The sequence below is a fragment of the Arthrobacter sp. PM3 genome, assembly GCF_003352915.1.
Taxonomy (GTDB): domain Bacteria; phylum Actinomycetota; class Actinomycetes; order Actinomycetales; family Micrococcaceae; genus Arthrobacter.
Genome location: NZ_CP022314.1, coordinates 3252114 through 3272420, shown reverse-complemented (window position 1 = coordinate 3272420; position 20307 = coordinate 3252114). Strand labels below are relative to the sequence as shown.

Sequence of the window (20307 nt, the reverse complement as noted above, 5' to 3'; positions counted from 1 at the left end):
CGCCTACAGGATGCCGAGGTTGCGCTGCAGTTCGTAGGGCGTCACCTGGAGGCGGTAGTCCTGCCATTCCGCACGCTTGTTGCGCAGGAAGTGCTCGAACACCTGCTCGCCGAGGATCTGCGGCATGAGTTCGGAATCCTCCATGGTCCGGATGGCGTCGTGCAGGCTCGCCGGCAGCGGATCGTGGCCCATGGCGCGGCGCTCGGCCGAGCTCAGCGACCAGATGTCGTCCTCGGCGGCGGCGGGCAGCTGGTAGCCCTCCTCGATGCCCTTGAGGCCGGCCCCGAGGAGCACCGCATAGGCCAGGTAGGGGTTCGCGGCGGAGTCGATGCCGCGATACTCGATCCGCGCGGACTGTCCCTTGCCGGGCTTGTACAGCGGAACCCGGACCAGGGCGGAGCGGTTGTTATGGCCCCAGCTCAGGTAGCTCGGCGCCTCTCCGCCGCCCCACAGCCGCTTGTAGGAGTTCACGAACTGGTTGGTCACGGCCGTGAATTCGGGGGCGTGCTTGAGGATGCCGGCGATGAACTGGCGGGCGGTCTCGGAAAGCTGGAACTCGGCACCGGCCTCGTAGAAGGCGTTGGTGTCGCCTTCGAAGAGGGAGAAATGGGTGTGCATGCCGGAACCCGGGTGGGCGGTGAAAGGCTTGGGCATGAACGTGGCGTAGGTGCCCTGCTGCAGCGCGACTTCCTTGATCACCGTCCGGAAGGTCATGATGTTGTCCGCGGTCTGCAGGGCGTCGGCGTACCGGAGGTCGATCTCGTTCTGGCCGGGACCGGCCTCATGGTGGCTGAATTCCACCGAGATTCCCACGGATTCCAGCATGGTCACGGCGGTCCGGCGGAAGTCCTGGGCCACACCGCCCGGGACGTGGTCGAAGTAGCCGCCCTCGTCGACGGGGACGGGCGACCCGTCCGGGCCCGGTTCCTGCGACTTGAGCAGGTAGAACTCGATTTCGGGGTGGGTGTAGCAGGTGAAACCCATGTCGGCGGCCTTGGCGAGGGTACGCTTCAGAACGTTGCGCGGGTCCGCGGTGGAGGGCTCGCCGTCGGGGGTCAGGATGTCGCAGAACATCCGCGAGGTGGCTTCCGTCTCGCCGCGCCAGGGCAGGATCTGGAACGTGGCAGGGTCCGGCTGTGCCAGCATGTCGGATTCGAAGACGCGGGCCAGGCCCTCGATCGAGGACCCGTCAAAGCCGAGTCCTTCTTCAAAGGCGCCTTCCACCTCGGCCGGGGCCAGTGCCACCGACTTGAGCGATCCCACGACGTCGGTAAACCACAGGCGCACAAACCGCACATCGCGCTCTTCGATCGTCCGCAGGACAAACTCTTGCTGGCGGTCCATACTGGCCTCTTTCCGGTTCTTCCATCCGTGCCCCAGGCCCGGCTTTCATGGGCCCCGCGGCTGCTCACGGTTCACTTTACTAATCATTGGCACCGATTGCTGAAGCGTGCCGCCCGCGTAACACACCGTTAACACAAGGGCGGAGAATTTCCGCCCCCGGAAGGTCGGTTCGTCCCGCGGCCTCCGCCCCTTGTGACGTGATTCACTCAGCCTGCCGGGTTCCCCGGTGGCTGTGACGCCCGGTGTCGCACTACGCTCGTGGCATGGCCACCAACAGCTCTGAGTCCAGCACGCCCGCCGAAGTTGCCGCCCCCTACGGCAACGGACCGTCGGCACCCACCGCCGGCGGCGCCGCCGGAACCGCCGCAGGCGCACCGGGCACGTCCGGCAAGCCGGCGGGCCGGATCCGCACCCATCATCTGCATCAGGCCAAGGTCAATGGTGAGCACTTCGCCATGCTTACCGCTTATGACCAGTACACGGCGGAGATCTTTGACCAGGCCGGCATCGAAGTCCTGCTGGTTGGCGATTCGGCGTCCAACAACGTCTTCGGCAACGAGACGAGCCTTCCCGTGACGGTCGATGAGCTCCTGCCGCTGTGCCGGGCGGTCACCCGCTCCGCGCACCGCGCCCTCGTGGTCGCGGACCTGCCGTTCGGCAGTTACGAGGTCTCCGCCCAACAGGCCGTCGCCACCGGAGTGCGGTTCCTCAAAGAAGGCCTTGCCCACGCCGTCAAGATCGAAGGCGGAAAGTTCTACGCCGACACCGTCCGTGCCATGGTCCAGGCCGGCATCCCGGTCATGGCGCATATCGGCTTCACCCCGCAGAGCGAGCACTCCCTCGGCGGCTATCGGGTCCAGGGCCGCGGCGATGACGCCGCACGCCTGATTGACGACGCCGTCGCCCTGGCCGACGCCGGCGCGTTCTGTGTCCTGATGGAAATGGTCCCCGCCGACACCGCCGCCGCCGTCGATGCCGCCGTCGCCGTCCCTACGGTCGGCATCGGCGCCGGCAACGCCACCACCGGCCAGGTCCTGGTCTGGCAGGACATGGCGGGGCTGCGCGGGGGGAAGATGGCAAAGTTCGTCAAGCAGTACGCCGACCTGCGGACCTCCCTGAGCGACGCCGCCAAGGCGTATGGCGAGGACGTGCGGTCGGGCCGGTTCCCCGGTCCGGAGCACTCCTTCTAAGTAGCCGGCACACTCTTTCCAAGTAGTCGCTGCGTAGGCCCGTTCGCCGGCACATCATCCTTTCCGGACGATGCGTTGCGCCGCCACTGACGGCAGGCTGGCCGTTAAGGCCCTGCAACAGGGCCCCAGTGGATGTTCGGCCGCCCCGGACGAACTCCTGCGCAAAGCAGCGAGTCGGACACCGGCGAACACTAGGTGAGGAGTAGCGATGGGCACAAATGCCAGTAACTTCTGGGATGTCCTTCTGTGGAGTTTTTGGTTCTTTATCTGGATCGCCGCACTGATGGTGTGGTTCCGCTGCCTGTTTGACATGTTCGGCGACCACACACTGAACGGCTGGGCCAAGGCCGGCTGGGCGATCTTGATGATCTTCCTGCCGTGGCTCGGTGCCCTTATCTACCTGATTGCCCGGGGCCGCAGCATGGCCGACCGGCAGATGGCCGAAATTGCCCGGCAGCAGGCTGCGCAGCAGGAGTACATCCAGCAGGTCGCAGGCAAGTCAGCCTCGCCCGCCGCCCAGATTGCGGACGCCCGGGCCTTGCTCGATTCCGGAGCCATCAACCAGGCCGAGTTTGATTCACTCAAGGCAAAGGCCCTGGCCTGAGGCAGCCGGCCGGCTGAGCCCGCGTCATCACCGCAATCTCCGCCGGCAACGGTAAGTCATGAGGATCACCTGGCTGGGGCACTCCACGGTGGTCCTGGACATGGACGGCGTCCGGATCCTGACCGATCCGTTGCTGCGTCCTCATGCGGGGCTGTTGCGACGACTGGCACCGCGTCCGGATCCGGCCTCCTGGGCCGGACCGGACGCGGTGCTTCTGTCCCACCTCCACCACGACCACGCCGAGTTGCGTTCCCTCCGCATGCTGCCCGGGGCGCTGCTGATGAGCGCCCCCGCGAACGTCGCCTGGCTGCGCCGCCGAAAGTTCACGCACACGGTTCCCCTCGACGACGGCTGGACCCCGGCCGGCGGCGGCGTCCACATCCGTCAAGTGCCTGCCGAGCACCGCAGCCGCCCCATGCCGCACCGCCCCAACGACGCCAACGGCCAGCTGGTCCGCGGCCCCTCGGGCGTCGTCTGGGTCGCCGGTGACACGGGGCTGTATCCGGAGATGGCCTCGCTACCTGCCCTGGCCGGCGGCCGGATCGACGTCGCCCTGGTGCCCGTCTGGGGGTGGGGGCCGCGGCTCTCGGCGGGACACCTGACGCCGGAGAGCGCCGCCCGGGCTGTGGCGTTGAGCGGCGCGCGGTTTGCGTTGCCGGTGCATTGGGGAACGCTGCATCCCCCGTTCGTCACGCGGTTCGCCCGGGGTTGGCTGGAGCAGCCCGGGCACCGGTTTGCCGATGCCGTGGCGCGGCAGGCTCCGGGCTGCACTGCCGTGGTCCTCGCTCCGGGCCAGACATGGGCAGCACCTGCCTAAGGCGCCGCCCTGTCAGGACCGGGCGTCGCGGTGCGCTGGCCGCAGGACTCGAGCATCCCCACCAGCACCCGGTGAAGTTCATCGGCGCCTTCTATCCGGTCCGGCAATCCGGCCATGAGATCGGCCGGGCCGAGAAGCACGGCGCGGTCCTGCCAGCCGCCCAGGCCGCCGTGGGATCCGACGAGGCCCTCGAACGCCGAGACGTCGCCGATCACCGGATCAACAGTGCTGTTGACATACAGATCCGGCGCCTCCGGGTGCGTCAGCGCGCGTCCGAGCACCCTCGCAGCGTGGGGGCCGAACGGGGCGAGGGGATTGCTGCCCTCCGCCGCACCGCTGGTGAGATCGACACGTCCCTCCCTGCCGATCGCCCACGACCGGCCGTCGTCATCGACGCCGGCAACGAACCCGACACCGGGGTGGGCCGCCAGCCCCGGGACAAGGGCGGGCCACTGGCTGTCGAGGGCCTGGAGCGTCCAGCGCCGGTCACCGCGCACGTAGACCAGGCCCAGATTGCCCGACCCCAGCACCACCACCGGGTCCTCGGCGCCGCCGGAATCGGGTGCCTGCTGCGCCTCGGTCAGGACGCGGTCGGCACGGACGGCGAGTTGGCCGGTCATCCCGCCGGCCGCGATGTCCCCGGCAATGGAGTCCGCACGCCCGAGGCCCTCGACCGACGCGTCCACGACCTGCACGCGTTCGCGAATGAGGCCGGCACACACATCGCCGAGCGACTGGCCGTACCGGTCCGCGAAGGGTGTCCCCTGGGACTGGCCGTGGTCCGAGAGCACCACCAGCCGGTAGCGGCGGGGCGCGGTCCCGGCGAGCCCGGCCAAGGAACCCAGCGTGCGGTCCAGGCCGTCCAGGGCTGCGAGGGATTCGGGCCGGAAGGTGCCCGCGTGGTGGGCAATCTCGTCGTAATCGACGTAGTCGGCATAGATGCTCTTCGTGCCGCGGCGCATTTCCTCTGCCACGAGCGCCGTGTTCAGGTCCCGCAGGAGACCGTTGGTGACTGCCCGCAGCAGGGCGAAAGTCCAGTCCCGGTGCACGCGCGGGTCAAGGTCCCGCCTGACCTGGCGCCGGGCCTGCCACCGCTCTTTGAGGATCTCTCCTACGGTCCGTGTGAAGCTACGCATGAATCCGTTCGGCGAGGCGAAAAACCAGGCGAATGCACGGCGGGTCTGGGTGGAGCCGCGCCGGACCTCCACCCGGCTCATGGTCATCAGGGACCGGGGCGCGTCACCGGTGAACAGGTTCGAGATGGAGACGCCGTCGTCGCAGAGCAGGCCCCGGCCGGTGCTGTGCCTGTCCTCGATCACGCGGGCGTCCGCCGGGCGGTTGGCCACCAGGACCCGGCCGAGTTTGCGGTCGTACCATCGGAATGCCGGGATCCCGTCGACGGTGCCGTGCAGGATGCCCAGCTGGCTGGCAGGGGTGGTGCACGGCAGTTGCGGAGTCCATTCGCGCAGCGTGTACTCCCCGGAGGTCAGCCAGCGCCGGATATTCGGTACGGCCCCGGACTGGACGGCCCACTGCAGCACCGGGAAGGGGACCCCGTCAAGCTGCACGAACAGGACGCCGTCAATGTCCGGATCCGGCACCGTTTCAGTCCGCCGCGCCCTTCCGGCGAGGGAGGTGACAAGGCCGTCGTCGGTGCCGGCGGTGGTCGCCCAGGAGATGAGAGTGCCTACCGCGGCGCTGACCCACGTTGCGGCCACGGCGGACCAGGGCGTCGATTCGATGCCGGGCACCAGGCGGATGGCGGTGTACATGATGAGGGCCTGGCCGAGCAGGGCCGTCAGCAGCACCGCCGCCCAGCCCACCCGGGCAGAGATCTCCACGAGGACCGGGCGGAGCACCAGCCCGACGAGGCCCGCCGCGGCCGCCACTGCGGCGTAGGCCCACCAGCTGGCGGCCGAGAACCCCGGGAGCAGCGCGCCGGTGATAATCAGCGCCGCAGTCGAGGCGGCCCAAGCAGCCGCGAGCCTCCCCAGGTCGCGCACCCGGAGGCCGCGGCTGCGGGCAACTCTCGTCGGCATTGTCCCAGTATGGCTGGCCGGACCCGGCCGGCACTCACCCTCGCAGGGTGAGAATCAGTGCAGTTAGTCGTCGTCGCCCTTCTCCCAGGCTTCATTGCGTGCCTTGACCTTCTCGAGGGCGTGTTCGGCTTCCTCACGGGTCTTGTAGGGTCCGATCAGCTGGCTCCAATCGGACATCGCGTCTTCCTCGATCTCGTGAGTGTTGACGTTGTACCAGTACTCGGGCATCGGTGCTCCTTCGCTGATCTTCCGGCGCTATCTTTCGGGCGCTAACTTTTCCGGCGCTGACTTCGGGGCTCGGCCCCGCTGCTTATATGATCAATCTATGCCTTCTCTAGCCTCAACTGCACCCATCGGCACGCTCGTCCCGGGGTCAGTGAGCCCGCAGCTTCCCGTGCCGCCGTCCATCCCGCGCCCCGAATATGTGGGCAAACCGGGCCCGGCCAAGTTCACGGGATCCGAGGTCAAGTCACCCGAGACCATCGAGAAGATCCGCATCGCCGCGAAAATCGCGGCCCAGGCCATCGTGGAGGTCGGCAAGCACATCGCCCCCGGTGTCACCACCGACCAGCTGGACCGCGTGGGCCACGAATTCCTGCTGGACCACCACGCGTACCCCTCCACCCTCGGCTACCGGGGCTTTCCGAAGTCGCTGTGTTCCTCGCTCAACGAGGTCATCTGCCACGGGATCCCGGACAGCACTGTGGTCCAGGACGGCGACATCCTCAACATCGACATCACGGCGTTCATCGGCGGCGTACATGGCGACACCAACTACACCTTCCTGGTCGGCGATGTCGACGAGGAATCCCGGCTCCTTGTCGAGCGCACCCAGGAGTCGCTCAACCGCGCCATCCGGGCTGTGGCGCCGGGACGCGAAATCAACGTCATCGGCCGGACGATCGAATCCTATGCCAAACGCTTCGGCTACGGCGTGGTCCGCGACTTCACCGGCCACGGCGTCGGCGAAGCCTTCCACACCGGGCTGATCATCCCGCATTATGACGCCGCGCCCGCATACAACACCGTCATGGAAACCGGTATGGTGTTCACGATCGAGCCGATGCTGACCCTGGGCACCGTTGACTGGGACATGTGGGCCGATGACTGGACCGTTGTGACCCGCGACCACAAGCGCACGGCACAATTCGAGCACACCCTGCTCGTTACAGAGTCCGGCGCTGAGGTCCTCACGCTGCCCTGAGCTCCGCTCCACCACGGAAGTTACCCCGAAGATCCACGTCTTCATCCGCCGGGTCCGCCCGGTCCCCCAGCCCGCCCCTGCCACGAACGGAACCATATTGGCCAAGAAGGACGAGAAGTCGAAGAAGAACGCCCCGCTGATCGGCATTGACATCGGCGGTACCGGTATCAAGGGCGGGATCGTGGACCTGAAAAAGGGGAAGCTGATCGGTGACCGGGTGCGCTTCCCCACCCCGCAGCCCTCCACGCCGGAGTCCGTTGCCGAGGTCGTCGCCCAGGTTGTCGAAGAACTCTCCGCCCGTTCCGACGCCCCGGCCGCCGACAGCCCCGTGGGCGTCACCTTCCCGGGCATCATCCAGCACGGCGTGGTCCACTCGGCCGCCAATGTGGACAAGTCGTGGCTGGAAGCCGACATCGACACCATGCTCACGGCGCGCCTTGGCCGCCCCGTGGAGGTCATCAACGACGCCGACGCCGCCGGCCTCGCCGAAGCCCGCTTCGGTGCCGGCAAGGGCGTCGAGGGCACCGTGCTGGTGATCACCCTGGGTACAGGCATCGGATCGGCCTTCATCTTCGATGGCAAACTGGTCCCCAACGCCGAACTCGGCCACCTCGAAATCGACGGCTTCGACGCCGAGACCAAAGCCTCCGCCGTCGCCCGTGAACGCGACGGCCTCAGCTGGGAACAGTACAGCGTCCTGTTGCAGCGCTACTTCTCCCACGTCGAGTTCCTGTTCTCCCCCGAACTGTTCATCGTCGGCGGCGGCATCTCCAAGCGCTCCGACGAGTACCTGCCGCACATGAAGCTGCGCACGCCGATTGTCCCGGCCGAACTGAAGAACGACGCCGGGATCGTGGGCGCCGCCGTCGAGATCGCATTGAAGCACAAGCTGGCCAAGTAGCCGCACAGCCGGATGAGCTATCACTCCTGCCGGGTTCCGAACGCTGGAACCCTGCAGGAGTGATAGCTCATTGTCTGGAAATTACGACGGCGCCTGGAGCGGGCTCTTCTTCGGGCTCTTGCCGTCCCGGCCCTTGGTCTCGGCCTCGTGGCGCAGCAGGGAAATCGCGGATTCGAAATCCTCCAGCGATTCGAAGGCCTGGTACACGCTGGCGAAGCGCAGGTAGGCGACCTCGTCGAGGCGCTGCAGCGGTTCAAGGATCGCCAGCCCGACCTCGTGGGCCTCTATTTCGGCCGCGCCGGAGCCCCGGATGGCCTCTTCGACTTCCTGGGCCAGCATCGCGAGATCGTCCTCTGTGACGGGACGTCCCTGGCACGCCTTGCGGACGCCGTTGATGACCTTGCTCCGGCTGAAAGGCTCGCCGACGCCGGAACGCTTGATGACGGTCAGGCTGGTGGTCTCCACGGTGGTGAACCGGCGGCCGCATTCGGGGCACTGCCGGCGGCGGCGGATGGCCGAGCCGTCGTCGGCGATCCGGCTGTCCACCACGCGCGAGTCAGGGTTCCGGCAGAACGGGCAATACATGTCGTTTCCTCCCCCAGTCGCAAGCAGGCAGACGCTAATGGCCAGACGCCGTCAAGGACAGCTCTGCGCCTTCATTTTACGACTTGATGCGGTTGAATAACAATTTTGTAATTATTGCCGGCGGAGGCCGGCCGGCGGAGCGGTTAGCTCCCGGCGAACCGGGCAGTGACGGCCTCGCCGTGGGCCGGCAGGTCCTCAGCGCCGGCGAGGCTGACGATGTGTCCGCTGACCTGTTCCAGCGCGGAGCGGGTGTAGTTGACCACCTGGATGGCGCGCAGGAAAGTGGTCACATTCAGCCCGGAGGAGAAGGCGGCCGTGCCGCTGGTCGGCAGCACGTGGTTGGAACCGGCACAGTAGTCGCCCAGGCTCACGGGGCTGTAGTCCCCCACGAAGATCGCGCCGGCGCTGCGGATCCGGCCGGCCACCCCGGCGGCGTCCGCGGTCATGATCTCCAGGTGTTCGGCGGCGTAGGCGTTGCAGGCCGCGATGCCCTGCTCCAGGTCCTCGACCAGGACGACGCCGGACTGCGGGCCGGAGAGGGCCTCGCGGACGCGGGCGGAGTGCTTGGTGGCGGCCGCCTGGCGTGCGAGTTCGGCGCGGACCCCGGCAGCGAGGGCTTCGGAGTCGGTGACCAGGACGGACGCCGCCTTCGGGTCGTGCTCGGCCTGGCTGATGAGGTCCGCGGCCACCAGGGCCGGATTGGCGGTGGAGTCCGCGAGGATCGCGATCTCCGTGGTGCCGGCCTCGGAATCAATCCCCACAACACCCTTGACCAGACGCTTGGCGGTGGCCACGAAGATGTTGCCCGGGCCGGTCACGACGTCCACGGGGTCGATCCCGGGCAGGGTGTCGGAGTCGGCGGCGGGGATGCCGTAGGCGAAGGCGGCGATTGCCTGTGCCCCGCCGATCGCGTAGACCTCGTCGATCCCCAGCAGGCACGCCGCGGCCAGGATCGTCGGGTGCGGGAGGCCGCCGAAGTCCTTCTGCGGCGGGGACGCCAGCGCGATGGACTCGACGCCGGCGGCCAGGGCGGGAACCACATTCATGATCACCGAGGAGGGGTAGACGGCCAGGCCGCCGGGAACGTAAAGCCCCACGCGCGCCACCGGAACCCAGTTCTGGCTGACGACGGCGCCGTCGCCGAGTTCGACGTCGACGTTGGCCGGGCGCTGGGCGTCGGCGAAACGCCGGGCACGGCGGATCGACTCCTCCAAGGCCGCGCGCACGGCAGGATCGAGTTCGGCCAGTGCCGCCCGCAGCGCCTCGGCCGGGACACGCGGGTGGGTCTGCTCGACGCCGTCGAAATTCAGGGCGAGCTCGCGGAGCGCGCCAAAGCCCCGGGTACGGACGGCCGAGATGATTTCCAGGACCTTGTCCTCAGCGTCGGCCACGGTGCCGGACTGGGCCCGGGGCACCGCGGCGCGGAGCCCGGCGAGGGACAGACGCCGGCCGCGCACGTCCACCGTGCGGAAGTCGAGGGCGGCGGGAATCGTGGTCACAGGACTGTCAGGAGTTAGGCTCACCCGATCATTTTACGCGCCCGGCGGCAGCGGACCGACGCTGTGACGCTTCCGTCCGGCCTGTCGTGTGGCATCAGGAGTGGCGTTTGCCGCCGGAGCCCGGGAAGAGTGCGTTCAGGAAGATCGCCAGGGCGATCGCACCGGGCCAGAGGGCGAGGACAGCATAGGACCGCAGCGAGAAGGCGACGCTGGCACTGGCCGAGGTATCCGCCGGGGCCCCCCACCAGCGCGCGCAGAGCACCCCGGTTCCCCACGCGATCAGCGCGCCGGCGGCGCCGGCCAGGACCACCAGGACCACCGTCCCGGGTGCGGGCTGTTCGTGTTTGGAGCCGGAGACGAAGGAGCCGGCGATGCAGCCGGCGAGCAGGCACAGCCCGGCCAGCACGAGGTCCCTGGGCAGCCATGTCGCGGTGTTGGTGCCGGCGGCCAGGTCCGGATTCCCGGTCAGCAGGTTCAGGCCCGACGGTGCCAGCAGCCACCAGAGCAGCCCCACCGGGATGCCGGCAGCCGCGATGGCGGCGGCTTTGGCCCATGGGGTGGCGCCGCGTCGGCGGTTCCGTTCACGCTGGCGGGAGCCTTCAGGGTCCAGGGGGTGTTCAGGTGTCATGGTCTCCCCGGGGTGCTGGACGGGGCCGTCGACGGCGGGCTGTGTCATGGAACAAACCGTAACAAGGATTCCGCGGGCAGGGCGCATGACGGCGCGCGGCAGCAGATGACGGACGCGGTGAAAAAATTGCCCCACTCCTCCACGGGCGGAATACGCTGGCAGGTAGGAAGCAGGACGTTCGCACGCAGGGAGATGGGTAAGAGTGGCTACAGACGACGGAGCCTTCGAAGGGACGTTCAAGGAAATGTTCCGCCGGCACGCAGCAGGGGTGGCCATCATCACGGCCAACCACGACGGCCTGCCCTTCGGGTTCACGGCCACCTCGGTGGCCTCGCTCTCGGCCAAACCGCCGCGCTTCACGTTCAACATGGCCCGGACCTCGCGATCCTGGCCGGCCGTGGCCAACACGAGCTACATCGGGGTGCACATGCTGGGCCTGGAGAACCAGGACCTCGCCGAGCGCTTCGCCCGGGCCGGCAACCGGTTCGACGGCGACCACTGGGAGCTTGGGCCCCACGATGTTCCCGTGCTCAAGGGCGTGACCGGCTGGCTGATCGGCAAGGTCCAGATGCGGCTCTCGTTCGAGAACAACGCGGTTGTCGTGGTCGAAGTCGTGGAGGGCCAGGTCGGCGACGACGGCGCTCCCCTGCTCTACCACTCCGGGGCCTACGGCCAGCCGGTGCCGCTCGACTACGAAATCTAGTTGTCCAGGCAGGTCGGGCCGAGCAGGACCTTCAGGTCCCCGAACAGGGACGGGTTCGGGTTGACGCGCAGGTGCACCGGCAGGGCCATGACCTCCACCCGGGTGTCGCCTTGCAGGTGCAGCCGGACCTCGGAGTTGCCGCGGTGGGTGCGCAGCACGTCGCCGAGCTCGGTGACCACGGCCTCGGTGGCCTTGTGGGTCGCCAAGGTGATCACCACGGGTCCGTTCTGGCTGTCGCTGAGGTCCGGCACGGAAAGTTCCATGCAGTTCAAGGTGACGGCACCGTCGTCGCGCCGTTGCAGGCGGCCCTTGACCACCACGATCAGGTCTTCGGCCAGCACCGAGGCGATGGGGCCGTAAACCTGGCCGAAGAACATGACTTCCATTGAGCCGGCAAGGTCCTCGATTTCGGCTCGGGCGTAGGCGTTGCCGCTGGCCTTCGCGATCCGGCGGCTGAGCGAGGTGATCATGCCCGCGATGGTCACGATGGCGCCGTCCTGCGGGCCGTCCTCGGCGATGATCGAGGTGATCGAGCGGTCGGCGTGCTGGCTGAGGAGCCCCTCCAGGCCCTGCAAGGGGTGGTCGGAGACGTAAAGGCCGAGCATGTCGCGCTCGAACGCCAGCTTGTCCTTTTTCTCCCATTCGGGCAGGTCCGGGATCTCGGTGCTGAGCGAGGCTTCGGGTTCCTGGTCCTCGAAGCCGGCGAAGAGGTCGAACTGGCCGATCGCCTCGTTGCGTTTGAGGGTGATCACGGAGTCGATCGCTTCCTCGTGGACCATGGCCAGGGCGCGGCGGTGATGGCCCAGGGAGTCGAACGCGCCGGCCTTGATCAGGGATTCGATGGTGCGCTTGTTGCAGACCACCGCGGGGACCTTCATGAGGTAGTCCTTGAACGAGGTGTACGCGCCTTCCTTTTCACGCGCCGCGACCATGGCTTCCACGGCGTTGACCCCGACGTTGCGGATTGCCCCCATGCCGAAGCGGATATCGTTGCCCACCGGCGTGAAGTTCAGGGCCGACTCATTGACGTCCGGCGGGAGCACCGTGATGCCCATGCGCCGGCATTCGTTGAGGTAGATGGCCGACTTGTCCTTGTCGTCGCCCACGGAGGTGAGCAGCGCGGCCATGTACTCCGGCGCGTAGTGCGCCTTCAGGTAGGCCGTCCAGTAGGAGATGACGCCGTAGGCGGCCGAGTGCGCCTTGTTGAAGGCGTAGTCGGAGAAGGGCAGCAGAATGTCCCAGAGGGTCTTGACGGCTTCCATGGAGTAGCCGTTGTCCTGCATGCCCTGGGAGAAGCCCTCGAACTGTTTGTCGAGCTCGGATTTCTTCTTTTTGCCCATCGCGCGGCGCAGGATGTCCGCCTGGCCCAGCGAGTAGCCGGCCAGCTTCTGCGCCACGGCCATGACCTGCTCCTGGTAGACGATCAGGCCGAACGTCCCGCCGAGGATCTCCTTCAGCGGTTCCTCGAGCTCCGGGTGGATCGGGATGACGTCCTGGATCTTGTTCTTGCGCAGGGCGTAGTCGGTGTGCGCGTTCGCGCCCATGGGGCCGGGCCGGTAGAGGGCCAGCACGGCGGAGATGTCTTCGAAGTTGTCAGGCTTCATCAGCTTCAGCAGGGACCGCATGGGCCCGCCGTCGAGCTGGAAGACGCCCAGGGTGTCGCCGCGGGCCAGCAGTTCGTAGGAGGCGGCGTCGTCCAGTGCCAGGGTTTCGAGGTCGAGGTCCACGCCCCGGTTCATCTTGATGTTCTCCAGGGCATCGGAAATGATCGTCAGGTTCCGCAGGCCCAGGAAGTCCATCTTGATCAGGCCAAGGCCCTCGGACGTCGGGTAGTCGAACTGGGTGATGACCTGCCCGTCCTGGAAGCGGCGCATGATCGGGATGACGTCGATGATGGGGTCCGAGGACATGATGACACCGGCGGCGTGGACGCCCCACTGGCGCTTCAGCCCCTCGATGCCCAGCGCGGTCTCGAAGACTTTCGCCGCTTCCGGGTCGGTGGCGATCAGCTGCCGGAAGTCCCCGGCCTCGCCGTAGCGCTTGGCCTGCGGGTTCTGGATGTCCGCGAGCGGAATGTCCTTGGCCATCACGGCCGGCGGCAGCGCCTTGGTCAGCTGCTCGCCCATGCTGAACGGATAGCCCAGCACGCGCGAGGAGTCCTTGAGCGCCTGCTTGGTCTTGATGGTGCCGTAGGTGACGATCATCGCCACGCGTTCGTCGCCGTACTTGCGCGTGACGTAGTCGATCACTTCGGAGCGGCGCCGGTCATCGAAGTCGACGTCGAAGTCAGGCATCGAGACGCGGTCCGGGTTGAGGAAGCGTTCGAAGATCAGGCCGTGGTGCAGCGGGTCGAGGTCGGTGATGCGCATGGCGTACGCGACCATGGAGCCGGCGCCGGAACCGCGGCCGGGACCGACGCGGATGCCGTTGTTCTTGGCCCAGTTGATGAAGTCGGCCACCACGAGGAAGTAGCCCGGGAAGCCCATGGAGGTGATGACTTCCAGCTCGTAGTCGGCCTGCTTGCGGACCTTGTCCGGGATGCCCTGGGGATAGCGGTAGTGGAGCCCCTTGTCGACTTCCTTGACCAGCCAGGACGTTTCGTCCTCGCCCTCCGGGCAGGGGAAGCGCGGCATGTAGTTGGCGCCGGTGTTGAACGAGACTTCGCAGCGTTCGGCGATCAGGAGCGTGTTGTCGCAGGCGTCCGGGTGGTCGCGGAACAGTTCCCGCATTTCCTGCGGCGACTTCAGGTAGTAGCCGCTGCCGGAGAAGGCGAAGCGGGATCCGCCGTTGTCGTAAGTCGGCTCCAGGAGGGTGGAGCCGGACTGGATGGCCAGCAGGGCTTCGTGGGCCTTCGCGTCGTGCTCGTGCGTGTAGTGGAGGTCGTTGGTGGCCACCAGCGGCAGGTTCAGTTCCTTCGCCAGGCGGAGGAGGTCGCCGGTGACGCGCCGCTCGATGTCCAGGCCGTGGTCCATGAGTTCGCAGAAGTAGTTTTCGGCGCCGAAGATGTCGCGGAACTCGGCTGCGGCCTCCAGGGCCTCGCGGTACTGCCCGAGCCGGAGCCTGGTCTGGACTTCGCCGGAGGGGCACCCTGTGGTGGCGATCAGGCCTTCCGAGTAGGTGTTCAGCAGTTCCCGGTCCAGCCGGGGCCACTTGCCGAAGACCGAGTCGAGGGAGGCGATCGAGGAGGCCCGGAAGAGGTTCCGCATGCCCGTGTTGTTGTAGCTGAGCAGGGTCATGTGGGTGTAGGAGCCACCGCCGGAGATGTCGTCCTTGCGCTGGTGTTCCTCGCCCCACCGCACGCGGCTCTTGTCCCCGCGGGCGGTCCCGGGGGTCACGTAGGCCTCGACGCCGATGATCGGCCGGATGCCCTTGTCCGTTGCCCGCTTCCAGAAGTCGAAGGCCCCGAACAGGTAGCCGTGGTCCGTCGTGGCGAGGGCGGGCATGCCCAGCCGCTCGGTTTCGTCGAACAGTTCACCGAGCCGGGCGGCGCCGTCCAGCATCGAGTACTCGGTGTGGTTGTGGAGATGGACAAACGAGTCGTTGCTGGAAGTCACCGGACCATTCTAGTGCCGCGGTGCGACAACGGAGTGCAGGCTCAGGCTTTCCCGGACTCCAGCACCTCGAGGGCGTACTGCAGGTCCTGCGGGTACTCGCTGGTGACGGTGACCCGTTCCCCGGTCCGCGGGTGGTCGAAGGACAGTTCGCGGGCGTGCAGCCATTGCCGGGTCAGCCCCAGGGTGGCGGCCAGCCGCGGGTCCGCGCCGTAAGTGAGGTCACCGGCGCAGGGGTGTCGCAGCGCGGAAAAGTGCACGCGGATCTGGTGCGTGCGGCCCGTTTCCAGGTGCACCTCCACCAGCGAGGCCTTGCCGAACGCTTCCAGGACCTCGTAGTGGGTGACCGAGTCGCGACCGTCCTCGACGACGGCGAACCGCCAGTCATGGCCCGGGTGCCGGCCGATGGGCGCGTCGATTGTGCCGGCGAGCGGATCCGGAAGACCCTGCACGACGGCGTGGTACACCTTGTCCACCGTGCGCTCCTTGAAGGCGCGTTTCAGCACGGTGTAGGCGTTCTCGGTCTTGGCGACCACCATGACCCCGGACGTGCCGACGTCGAGCCGGTGGACGATCCCGGCACGTTCCGGGGCACCCGACGTCGAAATCCGGTACCCGAGCCCGGCGAGGCCGCCCACTACCGTGGGTCCGACCCAGCCGGGCGAGGGGTGGGCTGCAACGCCGACCGGTTTGTCGATGACCACGAACTCGTCATCGTCCAGCAGGATCTTGAGCCCTTCCACTTCTTCCTCCACGATTTCCAGGGGGTCCCGGCGATCCGGCACCACGACGTCCAGCACGGTGCCGGCTGCCAGCTTGAGCGATTTGCCGACCGGCCCGGCGCCGCTGCTGACATTGCCTTCCGCGATCAGGGCGGCGGCCTGGGAGCGGGAGATGTCCATCAGCCTGGCCAGGCCGGCATCCACGCGCGCTCCGGCCAGTTCTTCGGGCACGGTGAACCGCCGCTGCCCCCCGGGCTGCTGGCCGGCCTCTGCGGCCACGGCGTCAGACATCCTTGGCCACCGTGTCCTTCGTGTGGTGCGAGCCGTCCAGCGCAATCCCGCGCAGTGTCAGCAGGCAGATGATCACCACGGCCGAGACGACCGCGGAGTCGGCGATGTTGAAGATGGCGAAGTTCGGCAGCTGGATGAAGTCAACCACGTGGCCCATGGCGAAGGACGGCTCCCGGAACAGCCGGTCCGTCAGGTTGCCCAGGGCGCCGCCCAGCAGCAGCCCGAGCGCCAGCGCCCACCAGAAGGACCCGAGCCTGCGCAACTGGACCAGGATCGCGACGGACACCGCCGCCATGATGATCGTGAACACCCAGGTGACGTTCTCGCCGATCGAGAAGGCCGCTCCGGAGTTGCGGATGTAGAACCAGTGCAGCAGCGGCGGAATCACGGGAATCCGTTCGCCCTCGGTCATGGTGCTCGTGACCCAGAGCTTGGTCAGCTGGTCGAACCCGTAAGCGAAGACCGCGAAGGCAGCGAACAGGATGAACAGCGACGCCCGGCGCGGCCGGGGCTGCACGGGCGGCGCCGGCTCGGCAGGCTGGGTGGCGTCTGGTGAGGGTGCGTCAGTCATAGGGCTTTCGTTCGGGAGCCAGTACGGAGACCGGGGTGGCGGTCCGCAGGGGCCGGCACCGGGACCGGTCATGTGCGGGGAATATGAAAAGCCGGCGGCCGAGGAATCCTCAGCCACCGGCTTTCAGAATACTTGCTTAATTCGCTAGCTGGCTTCGCCGACCTCGGGGGCGGCAACGGAACCGCGCGCGTCGAGGTCGCGGAGCTGGCCTTCGATGTAGGCCTTGAGGCGCGAACGGTAGTCGCGCTCGAAGCCGCGGAGCTGCTCGACCTTGCGTTCCAGGACGGAGCGCTGCTGCTCGAGGGCACCGAGGATCTTGCGGGACTTTTCCTGCGCATCGTTGACGAGGCTGCTGGCCTCGATCTGGGCCTCAGCGATGATCTTGTCGCGCTGCTGCTCGCCGTCGGCGACGTGCTTGTCGTGCATCTGCTGGGCCATGGCCAGCAGGCCGGCGGCGGACTCGGAAGCCGGGGTGGCGGCGGCGCGCGCCGGCTCGACAGCCTGGGCGGCCTTCGCGGCGGCCTGCTCGGCTTCCTTCTTCTTGGCGGCTTCTGCAGCTGCCTTTGCCTTCGCCTCGGCTTCGGCCTTGGCGGTGTCTTCCTTCTCGGCCTTGACGGGCGCCGGGACCTTTTCCACCACGGGTGCGGCGGCTGCGGAGCTGGCAGGCGTGCCGGCGCCGGATTCGGCGAGCTTCTTGCGCAGCTCGTCGTTCTCCTGGTTCAGGCGCCGCAGTTCCACCACGATCTCGTCCAGGAAGTCATCTACCTCGTCCTGGTCGTAGCCTTCGCGGAACTTGGTCGGCTGAAAGCGCTTGTTGACAACGTCTTCTGGCGTCAAAGCCATCTGGTCACCTCGTTGGTCTAGTTAGTCAGTAGGCCTTCCGGCCGTCAAAACTACGGTACCTAAATATGGTCTGGTTCCTCTAATTCAACACCGCGGTGTCAAACCGGAGTTTCTAAAAGCTCTGGGCGGCGCCCCGGGCCCCGACGCGTTGCTGCGGCGGCTTATGCGCTGATCGGCTGGGAGTACACCAGGCCTTTGACGATCCACATCGCCACGCTCACGGCCACGAAGAGGAGAAGGAAGCCGATGTCGAGCGAGACTCCGCCCAGCCGCAGCGGCGGAATGAGCCGGCGGAGCAGCTTGAGGGGCTTGTCCGTGACCGAATACACAGTGTGGGCCGCCACGAGCGCCATCCCGCGCGGCCGCCAGCTCCGGGCGAACATCTGCACCCAGTCGAAGACCAGGCGGATGATCAGTGCCACGAAAAAGAGCAACAGTGCGATATAGACGAGCCCAAAAACAATTCCCATGAGCTAACTCATATCTCCATGTTCATTCCGGATACCGCAGTGTCCTAAGGAAAGTGCTGCTTCTATTTCAACACGGATAATTCTGCACGGATGCCAGGCGGGGGTCCCCGCCTGGCATCCGTGCAGAATTTTCGCTGTTAGCTTTGGTTGAAGAAACTTGCCTGTGTCTCGCTGGCCTTCTTGTCGTCGCCGATGACTTCGATGTACGACGGCGAGAGCAGGAACACCTTGTTCGTCACCCGTTCGATGCTCCCGCGGAGGCCGAAGACAAGGCCTGCGGAGAAGTCCACGAGGCGCTTGGCGTCGGCCTCGCCCATGTCGGTGACGTTCATGATGACCGGGATGCCGTCGCGGAAGCTTTCGCCGATGAGCTTGGCGTCGTTGTAGGACCGCGGATGGATCGTGGTGATCTGCCGGAGTCCGGTGGTCTCTTCGCGGCTCGATGCCGCACGCTTGATGGGTGTCACGGGTGCGCGGTATTCCTCTTCAGCGGCGTGAGGCTCTTCCCGGGGGACTTCGCGGACGGGCGCCGGCGCACGTCGTTCCTCGCGGTCCTGCTCCATGGATTCGTCCTCATCCTTGTGCGGTGTGGGGTGCTCAGACTCATAGTGTTCGTCGCCGTCGGCGAGCCCAAGATAGATCATTGTCTTGCGCAGAGCGCCAGCCATGGTCGACTCCTCATCTTGTCCGTAAGCGGGCCGCTTAATGACTCGATAGCCTTGGAATCCCCGCCATTACCTTCCAATATGTCGAACTTACCGCAGTGCCGGACGCGGACCGAGAATATCGGAGCCAATGCGGAGGTGTGTCGCCCCGAACCGGACGGCCTGTTCCAGGTCCTGGCTCATGCCGGCGGAGATTCCCGTGGCGTCCGGAAATTGTGCGCGCAGCTGCCCGGAAATGCCTGCCAGCTTCTCGAACGCGGTCGCCGGATCGACCCCGAGGGGCGCAACGGCCATGACGCCCGCGAGCCGCAGCCCGACGGCGCCGGCCAGCTGGTCGGCCAGGGCGGGAACCTCGTCGGGGGCTGCTCCGCCGCGGTGCGCCGCCGCCACGCTTCCGGCGTTGTCGGCCAGGCTGACCTGGATGAAGCAGTCCAGCGGGGGGCGGCCGGTCCGGTCGCTTTCCACGGCCATGGCCTTGGCGAGGGCTGCGGCCAGGCCGGCGCGGTCCACGGAGTGCACGGCCCCCGCGTACCTGACCACCGACTTGGCCTTGTTGCTTTGGAGCTGGCCGATGAAGTGCCAGCGCAGTGCAAGGTCTGCCAGCTGCGCCGCCTTGTCCGAGGCCTCCTGGTCCCGGTTTTCCCCGACGTCGGTGACGCCCAGTGAGGCGAGCCGCCGGACGTCCTGCGCGGGGTGGAATTTGGTGACGACGATCAGGTGGGGCGGTGCCGCCTGCCGGCCGGCCGCGGCCGCCGCGGCGTCGATCCTGCGGCGCACGGCTGTGAGGTTTGCCTCAAGCTGTGCCAGGCGGGGGCCGTCCAGCGGGCCGCCAGGGTTCTGTCCCGTATCGTCGGCCAGGTTTGCGTCCCCGCCATCAACCGGCTTATTCATGGCCGTGCACCGTCTTTTCAGGGGCGGCGTCCGTCCATACGAGGCCGGCGAAGCGGCCCGTACGGCTGTTGCGCCGGTAGGAGAACAGCGTCTCGTCCTCGAGGGTGCAGCCGGCGGAGTGTTCCACCGCGACCCCTTCTGCCTCCAGCTGGCTCCGGACGCCGGCCGGCAGGTCCAGTCCCGGGGTGCCGGCGGAGGTGCTGCACCACGTGGCGGGAACGGCGGCGGCGACGTCGGCGCGCAGGTCTTCGGGGACTTCATAGCAGCGTCCGCAGATTGAAGGCCCGATCCAGGCGCTGACCCGGTCCGCACCGAGCCCGCGCAGGCTGGCAACGGCGGCCGGGACGACACCGGCGGCCACGCCCGGCCGTCCGGCGTGGACGACGCCGAGGACGGGGGCTCCCTCCGGGACGTCGCCCACCAGCACCACCGGCACGCAGTCCGCCACCATGACGGCCAGCGGCTCGGTCAGGGAAACCATGGCATCGGCGGTCGGGGAAGCCGCGCCGGGGTTTGCCGGGCCGACGATGGCGACGTCGCTGCCGTGGACCTGGTTCATGTACTGGAAGGAGCGCCCGCCAAGGCCCGCGGCTGCTTCGAGCTCCGCGCGCCGGCGGCGGACCGCCGCCGGGTCGTCGCCCACATGGAGTGCCAGGTTTCCGGCGCCGGCGTCGGTGAAGGCCACCCACACGCCGGGCCGGACTTCAGCCCGCCAGGAAAACAATCACAACACCACCATCAGTGAATCCGGAATTCTTGCGTTCATACGATCCACCGTATCCCGCCACA

Annotated in this window: 20 protein-coding genes; 6 read left to right on the top strand and 14 right to left on the bottom strand. The window is 67.4% G+C overall.

Annotated elements, in window-relative coordinates:
* Window positions 1–3: 3 nt before the first annotated feature.
* Window positions 4–1344, bottom strand: a complete 1341-nt coding sequence (gene glnA, locus CFN17_RS14930) for a type I glutamate--ammonia ligase (RefSeq protein WP_208748541.1) — start codon at window positions 1342–1344, stop codon at window positions 4–6.
* Window positions 1345–1607: 263 nt separating this feature from the next.
* On the opposite strand from glnA, the gene panB reads away from it, so the two are divergent.
* The 3 genes from panB (at window position 1608) to CFN17_RS14915 (ending at window position 3955) form a co-directional block, all read left to right on the top strand.
* Window positions 1608–2534 carry a 3-methyl-2-oxobutanoate hydroxymethyltransferase gene (panB, locus tag CFN17_RS14925; protein ID WP_208748540.1) on the top strand — a complete coding sequence of 309 codons (927 nt, stop codon included), beginning with the start codon at window positions 1608–1610 and terminating at the stop codon, window positions 2532–2534.
* A gap of 208 nt (window positions 2535–2742) precedes the next feature.
* On the top strand, window positions 2743–3138 hold the full coding sequence (locus CFN17_RS14920; RefSeq protein WP_208748539.1) for an SHOCT domain-containing protein: 396 nt from the start codon (window positions 2743–2745) through the stop codon (window positions 3136–3138).
* A 58-nt stretch (window positions 3139–3196) separates the two neighbouring features.
* Window positions 3197–3955 (top strand): MBL fold metallo-hydrolase, encoded by a 759-nt coding sequence (locus tag CFN17_RS14915; protein WP_208748538.1) that lies wholly within the window; start codon window positions 3197–3199, stop codon window positions 3953–3955.
* On the opposite strand, the gene CFN17_RS14910 is transcribed toward CFN17_RS14915, so the two are convergent.
* Window positions 3952–5994 (bottom strand): alkaline phosphatase family protein, encoded by a 2043-nt coding sequence (locus CFN17_RS14910; RefSeq protein WP_208748537.1) that lies wholly within the window; start codon window positions 5992–5994, stop codon window positions 3952–3954. The two genes, CFN17_RS14915 and CFN17_RS14910, sit on opposite strands and share 4 nt — an antisense overlap.
* Before the next feature lie 63 nt (window positions 5995–6057).
* On the bottom strand, window positions 6058–6222 hold the full coding sequence (locus CFN17_RS14905) for an SPOR domain-containing protein (protein ID WP_208748536.1): 165 nt from the start codon (window positions 6220–6222) through the stop codon (window positions 6058–6060).
* A 97-nt stretch (window positions 6223–6319) separates the two neighbouring features.
* Here CFN17_RS14905 and map point away from each other — a divergent pair, with 97 nt between their 5' ends.
* Window positions 6320–7198 (top strand): type I methionyl aminopeptidase, encoded by an 879-nt coding sequence (gene map, locus CFN17_RS14900; protein ID WP_208748535.1) that lies wholly within the window; start codon window positions 6320–6322, stop codon window positions 7196–7198.
* 97 nt (window positions 7199–7295) lie between these two features.
* Window positions 7296–8099 carry a polyphosphate--glucose phosphotransferase gene (gene ppgK / locus CFN17_RS14895; RefSeq protein WP_208748534.1) on the top strand — a complete coding sequence of 268 codons (804 nt, stop codon included), beginning with the start codon at window positions 7296–7298 and terminating at the stop codon, window positions 8097–8099.
* An 81-nt stretch (window positions 8100–8180) separates the two neighbouring features.
* Here ppgK and nrdR read toward each other — a convergent pair whose 3' ends face one another.
* The 3 genes from nrdR to CFN17_RS14880 all read right to left on the bottom strand — a co-directional run bounded on the left by nrdR (window position 8181) and on the right by CFN17_RS14880 (window position 10859).
* Window positions 8181–8684 carry a transcriptional regulator NrdR gene (gene nrdR, locus CFN17_RS14890; RefSeq protein WP_208748533.1) on the bottom strand — a complete coding sequence of 168 codons (504 nt, stop codon included), beginning with the start codon at window positions 8682–8684 and terminating at the stop codon, window positions 8181–8183.
* Window positions 8685–8827: 143 nt separating this feature from the next.
* Window positions 8828–10207 (bottom strand): histidinol dehydrogenase, encoded by a 1380-nt coding sequence (hisD, locus tag CFN17_RS14885; protein WP_208748532.1) that lies wholly within the window; start codon window positions 10205–10207, stop codon window positions 8828–8830.
* A gap of 70 nt (window positions 10208–10277) precedes the next feature.
* A complete protein-coding gene (locus tag CFN17_RS14880) occupies window positions 10278–10859 on the bottom strand; it encodes a hypothetical protein (protein ID WP_208748531.1) in 582 nt (193 codons plus the stop codon).
* A 196-nt stretch (window positions 10860–11055) separates the two neighbouring features.
* Between CFN17_RS14880 and CFN17_RS14875 the strand changes: the two genes are divergently transcribed.
* Window positions 11056–11514 carry a flavin reductase family protein gene (locus CFN17_RS14875; RefSeq protein ID WP_208751518.1) on the top strand — a complete coding sequence of 153 codons (459 nt, stop codon included), beginning with the start codon at window positions 11056–11058 and terminating at the stop codon, window positions 11512–11514.
* On the opposite strand, the gene dnaE is transcribed toward CFN17_RS14875, so the two are convergent.
* The 8 genes from dnaE to CFN17_RS14835 form a co-directional block, all read right to left on the bottom strand.
* Window positions 11511–15068 carry a DNA polymerase III subunit alpha gene (gene dnaE, locus CFN17_RS14870; protein ID WP_208748530.1) on the bottom strand — a complete coding sequence of 1186 codons (3558 nt, stop codon included), beginning with the start codon at window positions 15066–15068 and terminating at the stop codon, window positions 11511–11513. The genes CFN17_RS14875 and dnaE overlap by 4 nt on opposite strands.
* Before the next feature lie 41 nt (window positions 15069–15109).
* A complete protein-coding gene (locus tag CFN17_RS14865; protein WP_395926909.1) occupies window positions 15110–15967 on the bottom strand; it encodes an RluA family pseudouridine synthase in 858 nt (285 codons plus the stop codon).
* 103 nt (window positions 15968–16070) lie between these two features.
* Complete coding sequence (lspA, locus tag CFN17_RS14860) at window positions 16071–16649, bottom strand: signal peptidase II (RefSeq protein WP_208748528.1); 579 nt, start codon at window positions 16647–16649, stop codon at window positions 16071–16073.
* Window positions 16650–16793: 144 nt separating this feature from the next.
* Window positions 16794–17492: a DivIVA domain-containing protein gene (locus tag CFN17_RS14855; protein ID WP_208748527.1), complete on the bottom strand. Its 699-nt coding sequence runs from the start codon at window positions 17490–17492 to the stop codon at window positions 16794–16796.
* Window positions 17493–17653: 161 nt separating this feature from the next.
* Window positions 17654–17962, bottom strand: coding sequence for a YggT family protein (locus tag CFN17_RS14850; protein WP_208748526.1), 309 nt, complete (start codon window positions 17960–17962; stop codon window positions 17654–17656).
* 137 nt (window positions 17963–18099) lie between these two features.
* Window positions 18100–18630, bottom strand: coding sequence for a cell division protein SepF (locus CFN17_RS14845; RefSeq protein WP_208748525.1), 531 nt, complete (start codon window positions 18628–18630; stop codon window positions 18100–18102).
* 87 nt (window positions 18631–18717) lie between these two features.
* Window positions 18718–19518 carry a YggS family pyridoxal phosphate-dependent enzyme gene (locus CFN17_RS14840; protein ID WP_208748524.1) on the bottom strand — a complete coding sequence of 267 codons (801 nt, stop codon included), beginning with the start codon at window positions 19516–19518 and terminating at the stop codon, window positions 18718–18720.
* Entirely contained in the window at window positions 19511–20242 is a 732-nt protein-coding gene (locus tag CFN17_RS14835) for a polyphenol oxidase family protein (protein WP_208748523.1), read from the bottom strand. The genes CFN17_RS14840 and CFN17_RS14835 overlap by 8 nt, the downstream gene beginning before the upstream one ends.
* Window positions 20243–20307: the final 65 nt, after the last annotated feature.

Bases quoted from the DNA above. Each gene is read 5' to 3' on its own strand.
- CFN17_RS14880 (WP_208748531.1), bottom strand. From the start codon at position 10,859: ATGACACAGCCCGCCGTCGACGGCCCCGTCCAGCACCCCGGGGAGACC.
- glnA (WP_208748541.1), bottom strand. From the start codon at position 1,344: ATGGACCGCCAGCAAGAGTTTGTCCTGCGGACGATCGAAGAGCGCGAT.
- CFN17_RS14855 (WP_208748527.1), bottom strand. From the start codon at position 17,492: ATGGCTTTGACGCCAGAAGACGTTGTCAACAAGCGCTTTCAGCCGACC.
- CFN17_RS14850 (WP_208748526.1), bottom strand. From the start codon at position 17,962: ATGGGAATTGTTTTTGGGCTCGTCTATATCGCACTGTTGCTCTTTTTC.
- panB (WP_208748540.1), top strand. From the start codon at position 1,608: ATGGCCACCAACAGCTCTGAGTCCAGCACGCCCGCCGAAGTTGCCGCC.
- CFN17_RS14915 (WP_208748538.1), top strand. From the start codon at position 3,197: ATGAGGATCACCTGGCTGGGGCACTCCACGGTGGTCCTGGACATGGAC.
- lspA (WP_208748528.1), bottom strand. From the start codon at position 16,649: ATGACTGACGCACCCTCACCAGACGCCACCCAGCCTGCCGAGCCGGCG.
- nrdR (WP_208748533.1), bottom strand. From the start codon at position 8,684: ATGTATTGCCCGTTCTGCCGGAACCCTGACTCGCGCGTGGTGGACAGC.
- CFN17_RS14865 (WP_395926909.1), bottom strand. From the start codon at position 15,967: ATGGACATCTCCCGCTCCCAGGCCGCCGCCCTGATCGCGGAAGGCAAT.
- CFN17_RS14875 (WP_208751518.1), top strand. From the start codon at position 11,056: ATGTTCCGCCGGCACGCAGCAGGGGTGGCCATCATCACGGCCAACCAC.
- CFN17_RS14910 (WP_208748537.1), bottom strand. From the start codon at position 5,994: ATGCCGACGAGAGTTGCCCGCAGCCGCGGCCTCCGGGTGCGCGACCTG.
- CFN17_RS14905 (WP_208748536.1), bottom strand. From the start codon at position 6,222: ATGCCCGAGTACTGGTACAACGTCAACACTCACGAGATCGAGGAAGAC.
- CFN17_RS14845 (WP_208748525.1), bottom strand. From the start codon at position 18,630: ATGGCTGGCGCTCTGCGCAAGACAATGATCTATCTTGGGCTCGCCGAC.
- CFN17_RS14840 (WP_208748524.1), bottom strand. From the start codon at position 19,518: ATGAATAAGCCGGTTGATGGCGGGGACGCAAACCTGGCCGACGATACG.
- map (WP_208748535.1), top strand. From the start codon at position 6,320: ATGCCTTCTCTAGCCTCAACTGCACCCATCGGCACGCTCGTCCCGGGG.
- CFN17_RS14920 (WP_208748539.1), top strand. From the start codon at position 2,743: ATGGGCACAAATGCCAGTAACTTCTGGGATGTCCTTCTGTGGAGTTTT.